The sequence below is a fragment of the Streptococcus sp. HMSC063B03 genome, from assembly GCF_001836965.1.
Lineage (GTDB): Bacteria > Bacillota > Bacilli > Lactobacillales > Streptococcaceae > Streptococcus > Streptococcus pneumoniae_F.
This window is the reverse complement of the sequence record NZ_KV831030.1, coordinates 10710-23663: the sequence shown is the minus strand read 5'-3', so window position 1 is coordinate 23663 and position 12954 is coordinate 10710. Positions and strand designations below refer to the sequence as shown.

6 protein-coding genes and 1 pseudogene are annotated in these 12954 nt (G+C 41.4%); all 7 read left to right on the top strand.

Annotated elements, in window-relative coordinates; translation table 11 throughout:
* Positions 1-4799: ZmpA/ZmpB/ZmpC family metallo-endopeptidase (locus HMPREF2628_RS04480; protein WP_070842456.1), on the top strand; the 4799-nt coding region annotated here is incomplete at its 5' end.
* Between the two features lie 199 nt (positions 4800-4998).
* The gene (locus tag HMPREF2628_RS04475) at positions 4999-6330 is read left to right on the top strand and encodes a glycosyltransferase (protein ID WP_070842455.1); all 1332 of its coding nucleotides are present in this window, start codon (positions 4999-5001) and stop codon (positions 6328-6330) included.
* 176 nt (positions 6331-6506) lie between these two features.
* The gene (locus HMPREF2628_RS11095) at positions 6507-6761 is read left to right on the top strand and encodes a hypothetical protein (RefSeq protein ID WP_246039378.1); all 255 of its coding nucleotides are present in this window, start codon (positions 6507-6509) and stop codon (positions 6759-6761) included.
* Positions 6762-6827: 66 nt separating this feature from the next.
* A complete protein-coding gene (locus tag HMPREF2628_RS11090; RefSeq protein ID WP_257375284.1) occupies positions 6828-7676 on the top strand; it encodes an SLC5/6 family protein in 849 nt (282 codons plus the stop codon).
* A complete protein-coding gene (locus HMPREF2628_RS04465; protein WP_070842454.1) occupies positions 7660-8364 on the top strand; it encodes an acylneuraminate cytidylyltransferase family protein in 705 nt (234 codons plus the stop codon). The genes HMPREF2628_RS11090 and HMPREF2628_RS04465 overlap by 17 nt, the downstream gene beginning before the upstream one ends.
* Positions 8361-9239, top strand: a complete 879-nt coding sequence (locus HMPREF2628_RS04460; protein WP_061590483.1) for a glycosyltransferase family 52 — start codon at positions 8361-8363, stop codon at positions 9237-9239. Before HMPREF2628_RS04465 ends, HMPREF2628_RS04460 begins: the two co-directional genes overlap by 4 nt.
* A 225-nt stretch (positions 9240-9464) precedes the next feature.
* A pseudogene (locus HMPREF2628_RS04455) lies at positions 9465-12954 on the top strand (MucBP domain-containing protein); the annotation flags it as partial.

Sequence of the window (12954 nt, the reverse complement as noted above, 5' to 3'; positions counted from 1 at the left end):
CCCTAATCCAAGCAGAGCAGCCGTCTTATACAGCTCCAATTAGCACTCAAGGCACACAAGAGTCAGGTCATGAAGGCGAATCCCTAATCCAAGCAGAGCAGCCGTCTTATACAGCCCCAATTAGCACCCAAGGCACACAAGAGTCAGGTCATGAAGGCGATTCCCTGGTTCAATCAGAACTACCAGTTTACACAGGTCCTCAGGCGGGAGCTCCAGTTGAGCCAACAGTGCCAGAGTCTACAGAAGTTGTTAGCAGTAAGGGGATCCAAGAAATTGGTCACGAGGGTGAGGCTCTAGTCCAACCAGCACAACCAGCCTACACAGCCCCGGTAGAAGCAAAAGGCACGCAAGAGTCAGGTCATGAAGGCGAATCTCTGGTTCAACCAGAATTACCGTCTTATACAGGTCCAATCAGTACCCAAGGTACGCAAGAGCCCGGTCACGAGGGTGAAGCTGCTGTAGCAGAGGCTCTTCCTGAACTGCCTTTGACAAGTAATCATCGTACAGTAACAGAAACTATCCCTCACGAAACTGAAGAAATCGAAGATGCGACCATCTTGAAAAATCATCGAGAAATTGCTCAGGAAGGAAAAGATGGTTTACGGACAATCGAGTATGAAGATTATCTCGTAGATGGTAAGGTGGAAGCTAGCAAGGAAATCTCACGTACAGAAGTAGAACCAACCAAAGAGATTATCAAGGTTGGCAGTCTTGTTAAAACCAAACCAACTGTTGAAATTACTAATCTGGTTAAAGATGAGAGCAAAAAAGCAGTAGCAGTCAACTACCGCTTAGATGACCCAACGTCTGCTTTTGTTAAGGCCAAGGCCCAAATTTTTCAAAATGGAACACTGATTAAAGAAGTGGATTTGAAAGATTTATCCGTTCAGCAAACGATTGATGGCTTGGACTACTATACTCCTTATACAATTAAGACTTACCTGACCTATAATCTAGGCCAATCTGATCAGGAAAACACAGAAGTATCAACGAAAGATTTTCAATTGGACTATAAGAAAATTGAAATCAAAGATGTGGATGAAGTGGGGCTCTATGGTAAGGAAGATGGTCACTACCGTCGCTATCTGAATTTATCAGAAGTACCAAGTGATTTATCACCTTATTTTGTCAAAGTCAAATCAGATAAGATGAAAGAAATGTTGCTACCAGTTAGCTCTATTAAGGAAACAGAGGATGGGAAGTACAAGGTAACCGTTGCCTTCAATGAACTGGTTCAAGAGAAAGATTCAGCATACAAGGATAACTATAGCTTCACAGTTGATAAGCAAAAGCTTGCCAAGGACAGTGTCTATACTTCCTTCAAGAAACTGATTGCTGCCATGCAAGGTAATCTCGCTGGAACCTTTAAACTTGGAGCTGATATGACAGCTGATGAAGTGGCCTTAGCTAAGGGACAAACCAGCTATGTGACAGGCACTTTCACTGGTAATCTTATCGGTGCGAGTGATGGGAAGCCGTTTGCGATTTATGACCTTAAGACAGCCTTGTTTGATAATTTGACCAAGGCTACTGTGAAAGATATTGATTTTAAAGCAGTATCGATTAAGAGTCAAGAAGATACAGCCAGCCTAGCAAAAGTGGCTACTAACAGCCAGATTAGTAATGTAGCTGTAGAAGGTCAATTGTCAGGTAGCAAGTCAGTTGCAGGTTTGGTAGCCAAGGCTCAAGATACAGAAATAAGCAATAGTTCATTTACAGGTAGCATTCAGGCTAAGCATACGGATGCTTCTCCTTACTATGTGGGAGGTATAGCAGGGCTCCTATCTGGTAATAAGGCTAAGATTGATAAGGTAGCCGTTGATGCAAATATTTCTAGTAATGCCCGCAACAATGACCAATTTGCTGGAGGTATTGTAGGGAAAGTTCAAAGTGGTGCTTTGGTCTCTCATGCACTAGCAAGTGGAACCATCCTCAATACGACAACCTATCCTCGCGTCGGAGGTATAGCTGGTTCTACATGGCAAAATGGCCGTATCCATCATGTCGTTAGCATGGTCAACGCTGGAGATGGTTATGCTATCACAGGGGACCAGTACAGGGGAGCGGACATCAAAGATGCTAGCACTGTTGTTGAGAACAAGAAGGCCGATCTCTATGGAATCCCAATCACCCAAGACCAGGCTAGAGAAAAGGTTCAGTCTTATGGGATGACAGTGACACTAGACGATACAGGTCAAACACTAAAGGACAATCAACGAAGTGTGGACTATACTCAGTTAAGTCAAGGCCAAGCTAGTCGAAAAGTTGCTTATCACAATATCGAGAAATTGATGCCTTTCTATAATAAAGAGCTAGTGGTTCACTATGGCAATCAAGTTGATCCTACTAATAAGCTTTATACTACAGAACTGCTGGATGTTGTACCAATGAAGGACAATGACATCATCACAGATATTCAGGCCAATAAAGCAGCAATCAATAAACTGATGTTGCATTTTGCTGACAATACAATCAGTTATCTGGACGTCACTTACAAAGACGACTTCAAAAATACACAAATTGCAGAGTACAGCGTAGCAGGTAAACCCTTTATCTTTACGCCAGAGGTCTTTCTATCTGACTATACGAAAGTGACCAATCAGGTCCTAGCAGATTTGCAAGGGGTCGAATATGACTCAGCAGCCATGAGAAGAGTTCTGGGCATTGAGGCAGATGCGTCGCTTGATTCGCTATATTTGGACAAAGAATTTGAAAAAGTTAAATCCAATATCGGCGAACATCTCCGTAAAGTGCTAGCCATGGACAAGTCTATCAATACGATGGGAGATAGTGTAGCAACCTACATCAGCGAGAAAATCAAGAACAACAAGGAAGCTTTCTTGCTTGGTTTGACTTACCTCAATCGCTGGTACAATATCAACTACGATCACATCAACACCAAGGACCTCAATACCTATAAGTTTGATTTTGATGGCAATAGCACAGCTTCAACCCTGGATACTATCATTGCACTAGGTCAGAGTGGTATGGAAAATCTCAAGGCATCAAATAATCCAAGTGCCTATGAAACAACACTAGCTGCTGCAAAAGGTCGCAAGACAGTAACGGATTTACTAGAGTCTTACAGAAAACTCTTCCTACCAACTAAAACCAATAATGAATGGTTGGAGACGAATACCAAGGCCTATATAGTAGAGAGTAAATCAGCAATTCCAGAAGTGCGTGCCAAACAAGAGTCAGCTAGAGCGGATAGTAAGTATATGCTGGGAGTCTATGACCGTATTACGGCACCAAGTTGGAAATTAAAAAACATGCTCCTACCTTTATTAACATTGCCAGAAGAAGATGTTTATGTGATTTCAAATCTTTCTACCTTGGCCTTTGGTGGCTACGAACGCTACCGTGATCGTGTCAATAATACAGTCTTATCAGGAGAAGAATTGCGTCAGTATGTCCGTGCTAAGGTCAACCAGTCGGCTGAATGGCAACGAGACCACTACGATATCTGGTACCACTTCCTTTCACCAGAATACAAAGAAAAACTCTTCCGTTCAGTCATGGTTTCAGATGGCTTTGGTATGAAAGATAGCAATAGCAAGTATTACTGGGCTACCCTGTCTGATAAATCCATTGCTTCTATCTACAACTTCTTTGGACCAACTGGTAAGTGGTATGGGGAAAGCAAAGGAGCTGGAGCCTATGCCAACGGTTCTGAGGTCCACTATGTCAGCGACCGCCTGTTGGATAAATACGGAACATCAGTCTATACCCATGAAATGGTTCATAATTCTGACGGACATATTTACTTTGAAGGAAAAGGTCGTCGTGAAGGATTGGGAGCAGAGTTGTATGCCTTAGGACTGTTGCAATCTGCTGACAGTCTAGATAAGGATGCTATTGTCTTGAATACTCTCTATAAAGGGGATAAGGATTCACCAACTCGCTTGCATACTTATGATCCGACAAGCCGCTTCACATCAGCCGCAGCCTTGCAAGAGTATGTGCACGGTATGTACGATGTCTTGTATACCTTGGATGCTATGGAAGCCAATGCCATTTTAACTAAGTCAAATGATGTTAAGAAAAAATGGTTTAGAAAAATAGAGAATTTCTACATTGAGGACAAGTACCATAAACAAACTCATGCTGGAAACTCTGTTCGTCCATTGACAGATGCTGAAGTAAGTAAACTAACCAGTCTTGATGCCTTGATTGACAATAATATCATCAACCGTCGGGCATACCGTGATAAGAGTGACTATACTCGTAATGGCTATCATCTGATCAGCATGTTCTCACCGATTTATGCTGCCCTCAGTAATCCAAAGGGTGCGCCTGGTGACATCATGTTTAGAAAGACAGCCTACGAATTGTTGGCAGAAAAAGGTTATCAAGATGGGTTCTTACCATATGTATCCAACCAATACGCAGAAGAAGCTAAACGCAAAGGGGACATTACCTATTCAGATTGGCACCGAAAAGATGTGGGACTCATTACTGATAGTCTCGTCTTGAAAAATGTCTTTGCTAATAAATACGTTTCATGGGCTAATTTCAAGAAGGATATGTTTAATAAACGTATTCGCAAGCAAGACCAGTTGAAACCAATCACTATTCAGTATGAACTTGGTGTACCAAACAGCAGCAAAGAGATTACAATCCGTTCAGCTGCCCAAATGCAAGAACTCATCGATCAAGCAGTGGCAAAAGATGTGGCTAACATTGACCGTACGACAAGCCATGCTCCTGCAAGCTGGGTACACTTATTAAAACAAAAAATCTACAATGCCTACCTACGTAGCACAGATGATTTCAGAGAATCGATTTATAAACAATAAGAAAACTCCCCCACGCTATCCTGTCTAATCCAGTCTATCTTGCAGATGGTCAGTCTTTGTGATAGAATAGCATAAAGTCCTTTTGAGGGGGAACTTGCTAGGAAATCCCCAAGCATTGTAACGGATGAACCACCCTCGCCTTTTTGTGAGGGTGTTTTTTCCTTTGTAAGCAGAAAATAAGAGAGAAAGAGTCTACATCATGTCGAGAATTGTCAGCATCCATCCAGCCAAGGAAATCCATCGTTATGGCTTTGAGAGTACCCAGGTCTATCGAGCCCATATAGCACGACATCTGGGTTTGGAATATGTCCACCTTGTTTCGAGCCCTCAGCTTCGTCCTGACTGGAAGAAAGACTTGATCAAGTTAGGATTTTTAGAAAAAGAACTGATATGTGTTCCGCATAGTTTTTCAGATATAGGCCATGCAGACTTATCAGTGAGACCAGAAAGTCTAACGCTAGCAGATGGAGATCAGGTGGAGCTCAATGAAGATGGTTTTGTGGCCTCAGTTACCTTAGGAGATGGCTCGGGGAGATATTACTACACCAAGGGTCCCTTCTTGTTTGAAGATTTCAAGGAGAAGGAACTTCGTTGGTATCATGAAAATGGAGAATTGGCTCTGGAAGGACGATTTATCGATCCCTTTAAAGAACCCTCTCCTGTCACTATCTTTTATCCAGAGTATATCTACCGTATCGAGGGAGAAATCCGTTCTGAAGAGGACTTGCTAGTTAAGTTCTTAGCCAAATGGGCCCAGCAAACCGACCTCTTCATCCGTGACCAACAAATCGTACCCAAACCCAGCCTTTGGCGTTACATGGAAAACACGGATAAAAATTATTATGAAGTCGTCCATGAAAATGTCATGCGAGATTTACGCCTCGCTAATCTGCGCAAGACAAACAAATACCTGGTTGCCAGTGAAGTGTTGACTGATACTTTGGCGAAACAAGGGTATGATACCAAGTTTTTACCACCAATGTTTACAGAAAAATTAGGTCAGCTAAGAAAAATCGGACCTGTTTTGGACTATTGCTTGGTGGGTCATATGGGAGAAGGCAAGAACGTTGAACTTGTCATTGAAGCCTTTATCGAACTCTACAAACGTGGCTCCAAGGCCCAGATTACCTTTTATGGTGGCTCAGAGGAACGTCTAGCAGAATTACAGAATCAATATGATCTTCCGCCAACCATTCACTTTAAAGGTATCGTTAACGAAGTGCCTTATCATATGCACCAATGCTATCTGTCTGCAAGTTACACAGAGTTATTTGCCAACGCCTGTGTTGAAGCCTTGAGTCAAGGTTTGTTAGCCTTGTTATCAGATGTGGAGATTGCCCATCGTTTCTATGCTGGCCAGTCCAATGCCATCAACTTGTTTAAAACCAAATCAGAGTTGATTCAAAAGATAGAAGAGATGGAAGAGCCTGATTTTTATCTATCGAATGAAAAAAATCTAGCCTTAGCCTCTCGCTATTCTCTGGAAAAAGTAGCTCAAATATACAGAGAACTATTAGATAGGAACTTCTAGGATGTTGGGAATTCTAGTTACCCTAGTGCTCTATTTCTACTTGATTTCCTGAATTGCCTATTGGAAAAAAGGGAGCGAAGAGGACTATTATCAGGTTAAGAAAGCTGTTCCAGTGACAGTTTTGGCCTTCCTCAGTCTTTGCGACCTTACTCAGCCCCATTTCCTTTCTGACTCTGGTGGGGAATGCCTATACAGGTAGGTCCTATCTCTGGTTTGCCCAGTGTGGCATCTTTCTAGCCATTCCACTAGCTCATCGCTATTTTCTGCCCCTCTATCAAAAGGGAAACTATGAGACAGCCTATCATCTTTTAGAGGATAAGTTTCAATCGGCTGGCATTCGTTCACTGGCTTCAGGACTTTTCATCCTCTACCAGTTGGGGCGAATAGCAGTGGTGACCTACTTGTTGGAGCCCTTTATCCCTATCAATTAGCTGGTCTTGTCAGGTTTACTCCTTCTTTTGACGGTCTATTATCTGGCAAGGGGTGGTCTCTGGGTTGTGCTGTGGACGGACTTCTTTCAAGGCTTGGTCCTACTGGCTATATTGGCCCTCTTTCTACCAAGAATTGCCCAATCTGGTTTAGTCGTGAATAGCAGTCAACAGCTATCTCACTTTGCAGAGACTCTGGATGGGAAGATGGTCTTTATCTTAGTTGCAGGAGCAGGTTTTAGTAGCTTGTTTTCCTACGTTTCTTCGCAGGATATCGTCCAACGTTTTAATAGCAAAATAGGGCGTCAGAAGATTGGAAAAATCTTATGGCTACAGGGACTTTTGTCCTTTGGGATTGCCAGTTTGCTGTATCTGATTGGCTGCTTGATTCGTCAGGAAAATTTCGCTACCAGATCGACCAATCCTGTCCTCATTGCTTACGCTCGGGAGAGTCTGGCACCTTGGTTTGGTAGTTTCATCATGCTGGCTCTCTTGGCAGCAGGTCAATCCACAGTTTCTTCTAGTATGAATGCAATCGTGACCTGCTTGAAGTTGGATTTCGCTTGGACAAAAATTCGCTGGTCGCCAAGCCTCCTATCCTTTGTCTTAGCAGGTCTGTCCTGGCTCCTCTGCCTCTTACTCATGAGTGCAGAAATCTACTCCATCTACGAATGGATTAACGGCTTTATGGGTCTGACTTTAGGTGTGATTGGCGGTTTGTACCTCTTGGTCTTACTCCTCAAAAAACCGAGTTTACAACTAGCTAAAATCTATCTGGTCTTTAGTCTAGGAGCCTTGGTCCTCTATCATTACAGTGGTTTCTTTGCCAACCCAAATCCTTGGTTAAATAGCATCATTACTACTTTATCTGCTCTTTTTATCTCATTTCTAGGAAGACTATATGAAAGCAACATCTAAACCCATAGCCGTCATTTTGATCCGTTCGGGTTCACGCGGCTTAGTGGATAAAAATATCAAACCGCTTGCAGGCAAACCCTTGGTTTTCTATACCATAGAAGTCGCTCTAGCCTCCAAGCTATTTAGTGATATCTGGATATCCTCAGACTCACTAGCCTATCTAGAACTCTGTTGTCAAGCCTATCCAGAGATTCGTTGTGTCCACAGATCAAAAGAATTGGCCTTGGCAACAACCTCTAGCTTAGAAACCTTACGCGACTTTTTACAGCCCTTTGAGGAAGAGCAGGTCTTTGTCAATCTACAGGTGACTTCACCTCTTAGAGAGGTAGAGCATCTCATCGAGTCCTATCAACTTTACTGTCAGTCTGGCGCTGACCATTTGATTTCCTGTGTTAAGGCGGACAAGAGTCGTAGTCTTTACTTGCAGTTTGCGGAGTCGTCATTTATCCATCCCCCTCAAGTTTCCAAGCACTATGCTCGGCAGAAAGAACCTGTCTATTACTATCCCAACGGTAGTATTTGGATTTCTCGCAAGGACCTTTACCTACGAGATGAGACCTTTTACACGGATAAGACAGTAGCCTATGAAATGCCCAAACTCTATTCTTATGATATCGACGATGCCTTGGACTTTGAAGTCGTTGAGACCTTGCTGCACCATCACCACCTAGGAGAATCAAAGAGATGAAACACCTCATCATTGCGACAACACCCTTGCAGTCCAAGATTGCACAGCATATCGAGGGACTCTATCCGGATCAGGACTTTGTCAGTCTTTATGTCAGTCCTGTCAAAAATGCCCGACAAGAGCATTATGCTAAGGATTTTGATCATGTTTACTATCCTCAGACGGCAGCGGACTTGGCTCAGATTTGTCAGGAGCTGGCGGGAGACTATGACACTATCTTTTATGCTAGTTTTGACAATAGCTTGATTCTGGACTTGGTTGCTAGTTCGACCTACCAGCACCTCATGAGTTTCGATGATGGCTATGCGGATATTTATCCCTTGGGTATGTATGCTTGGCCCCTTCAACCCAGTCAGGTGGGCTCTTTGGGCTTGACCAGAGATGACTTGATTGAGCGGACGGAAAAGCACTATACTCTCTATCGCAGCGACTACCATGTCGTAGCTAGAGAAAAGCTAGTTTATCTGGAGCATTTTTTTAACCTGCCTCAAGCTCCTGTTTCAAATGGCAAGACAGTCAAGGTTCTGCTGGGGCAAAAGTTCTCTGAAGAGGACGATCAGATCTCCATCCGCTTTATCAGTACCTATGCCAAGGCCTTGGCCATTGACCTCTATCTACCCCATCCCAAGGAAACCTTCACTATCCCTGATGTGACCTACTTGGAGACGGAGCTCATCTTTGAAGATGTCCTAGCCCAACTCTTTCAAGAATACGAGTTCGTTCATGTCTATCATTTTACCTCATCAGTCAGCCTACACTTGAAAGACCTTCCCCATGTGACCATTACAGGCATTTCCCTCCCCTACTATGAGGACCGTCAAAAAGAATTGCGACGCTTGGGCTGTCAGTTTGAAAGGGTTTCACTTGGCTGGTAGCATAAATGTATATTTTAAAATATGTAAATCCATACGCTATATGGATTTTTTATATATAAATATAGCAAAAAACTATAGTTTGAATGATCAAAAAGTATTCAAATTCCTTGTATAAGAGGTTTTAAAGTGTTAAAATTAAGTGTCTAATTTTGAAGTTTTCAAGCAAGTATTAGCATAATAACAGCTTAAAAATAAAAATTATACAATAAAAAAAGGATGATGAAGATGTTTATAAATAAAAAAGAAAAATTTTCCATTCGTAAGTTTAAAGACGGTCGTTCAGACTCAGTCAAAATCGGTACAGTCGGTCTGATTGTCGGTGCAGCCCTTGCAATGGCAGGACAACCCCATATTGCAGAAGCAGCGATGACAGAAAACAGCGACAACACAACAACGATCTCAAATGATAAGGGGTCAGTAATTGTAGATACAGCTAATATTGAGAACCCAGATGCAGGTAGGGCATTTTCAACTGATCCAACTGCAGAGGGAACAAATACAATTACTAAAACTGGAAAAGTAGACTACAAATATGTAACTGCTGAGGGTAATACTGTATTAGAAGAAAACAAAAACCAAAACTCTGGTGCTGATAAAACTATCGAAACACCATACGATGTATACGGTAAATCAGGAGAAGTTTTCAAAGGAACTACAGGTGGTGATGCAGAAGCTAGCGACCTAAACGACGCTAAAGAAAATGGTAAGAAAGAAACAATCGAAAAAGATGGGAAGACTTACCACCTAATCGGAGAACCTAAGGTTGAAACTACTGGAAACGGTGGAGGAGTGTACTCTGACACAACTCTAGGTGATGTAACTGCGAAATTGACTCCAGAAGGGTTAAGTAACGCAGAAGGTAAAATCACTTATGATACTGTAAAACCTGGTGGAAAAGCTTGGATTGTTGAACAAACAGGAAAAGGAACATATGGTAAATATGTACAAGCTGATTCAGGTGCGATCACTTCTGATGCTAAGATGATAGAAGCTTTCAAAGCTGGAGAAGCAACAGCAAAAAACTTCACTTCAGCGAACGTAACAGCTGATGGTGGAATCAAAGAAGGTGATTATGTTTTCGTCCTTGAGAAAAATACCTATGTAACAGCTAAAACTGAGAGTTTCTCTTTAACAGCACAGATACAATTGTCATCTAGTGATAATGTAGCAGATGATAAAGATGGAACTGGGGCTACTTTAAATAGAACATATGCAATGGTACAAAACTTTAAAGCGGCTCCAGATACTTTAACAGGAGAAGCAAACAAAACTCTTGTAAAAAACTATCTTGCATATCTTCAAGAAAAAGGATTTGAAGATAACCTCCTTAATTTCAAACGATATATTACTTTAGGAATGGCGGCAAAAACTGGTGGTCCTCTGGAGATTAGTGCTGATAAGGGAGATCAAGTTGATGATAAAGGAAGACCTACAAGTGATATAACAGCTGATATAGCAAGCGTTACTGATCAAGAAACAAGTACTTTAGAAGATAGTAGTGATTTTCTTCTTAAATTTTCTGATCCTTCGCCGGAAGTTGAAGAGTATTCTTACCGTGACGAAATCACTCCTCTTCGTGCATACCGTTTAGCAAGTGGTACTACAACAATCACTTACACTTATGCAGAAGAAAAAACTCGTGAAATAGAGAAAAAAGGTTCTGTAGTCGTTAACTACCAAACAGAAGACGGAACAGAATTAAAAGCTCCTTATACTGATACTCCTGAAACAGTAGCTGAAGTAGTAACTGAGAAATACTATGTTGATGCTGATGGGAATGATGTAATTGTAAGTAGTACTACAGCTTCTAAAAACGTACCTTACAACACTAAAGAAAATGAAACTGAAAAACCTCAAAAACTTACAGATGCACAAGGAAATGTTTACTACCTAAACGAAGCAAACACAATGACATCTGTAAATGGTACAGAAACTACATCACCAGCTGAAACAGGAACAGTAGTAGAAGGTGTTACAAAAGTAACTTACATCTATGAAAAAGCTGGATCAGTAATCGTTAACTACAAAACTGAAGATGGAACTCCACTTGCAGGAACAGTAGTAGACGAAGATGGAGCTGGTAAAACTGTAGAATCAGGTGCAAAAGACATTGATAATGGTAAACCAGGTACAGCTTATAACACTGCCGATAACGGAATGAAACCAACTCGTATTAAAACTGCAGAAGGCAAAGTATACGAATTAGTTCCAGACTTAACTGAAGGTGAAGAAACAGGTGAAGTAGTAGCTGGAGAAACTAAAGAAGTAACCTATGTTTATAAAGAAGTTAAAGGTAATGTAGTTGTTAAATATGAAGATACTGAAGGTAACACACTTGCTGATGATGAACAAGATGAAACAGATGCTTCTCTAAATGTTAAATACGATACAGCAGACCACAAAAAAGAATCTATCACTAAAGATGGTGTTAAATACTACTTAACAGCTAAAGAACTGAAAGATGGTTCTAAACCAGCTACTGGAGACGTAGTAGAAGGAACAACTACAGTAACTTACGTTTACGAAAAAGCTGGATCAGTAATCGTTAACTACCAAACAGAAGACGGAACTCCATTAACAGGTACTGCAGATGGTGCAAATGTAGCTTCAGGTGCTAAAGACACTACAGACGCTAAAGCAGGAACTGACTACAACACTGCAGACAACGGAATGAAACCAAACCGTATTACAACTGCAGAAGGTAAAGTATACGAATTAGTACCAACAGCAACTAAAGGTGAAGAAACTGGTAAAGTTGTTGCAGGTGAAACGAAAGAAGTAACCTACGTTTATAAAGAAGTAAAAGGTAATGTTATCGTTAAGTATGAAGATACTGAAGGTAACGTAATCGCAGAAGACGAAAAAGACGAAACAGATGCTTCTCTAAACGTTAAATACGACACAGCAGACCACAAAAAAGCTGAAATCACCAAAGACGGTGTTAAATACTACCTAACAGCTAAAGAATTGAAAGATGATTCTAAACCAGCCACTGGAGATGTTGTTGAAGGTACAACTACAGTAACTTATGTTTATGAAAAAGCTGGACAAGTAGTCGTTAACTATCAAACAGAAGATGGAACTCCATTAGTAGGTGTTGACCCAGCTGGTGCAAATGTAGCTTCAGGTGCTAAAGACACTGTAGATGGAAAACCAGGATCAGATTATGATACTTCTGATAACGGAATGAAACCAGCTCGTATTACAACTGCAGAAGGCAAAGTATACGAATTAGTACCAACAGCAACTAAAGGTGAAGAAACTGGTAAAGTTGTTGCTGGAGAAACTAAAGAAGTAACATATGTTTATAAAGAAGTAACTGGTGATGTAGTAGTTCACTATGTTGACACAGAAGGTAAGACAATCGCAGCTGACAAAGATGACCTTAAAGGTGCATCTCTAAGCGAAAAATATGACACTGCTGACAACAGACCAGAAAAAATCACTGCAGAAGACGGAACTGTATACTACATTACCAAAGCCGGTCTTAAAGAAGGTTCTAAACCAGAAACAGGAAACGTAGTAGAAGGTAAAACTGATGTCACTTACGTTTATGAAAAAGCTGGATCAGTCATCGTTAATTACCAAACAGAAGACGGAACTCCATTAGTAGGAACTGCAGATGGTAAAGATGTAGCTTCAGGTGCTAAAGATACTGACAATGGAAAACCAGGTTCTGAATACAACACTGCAGATAACGGAATGAAACCAAACC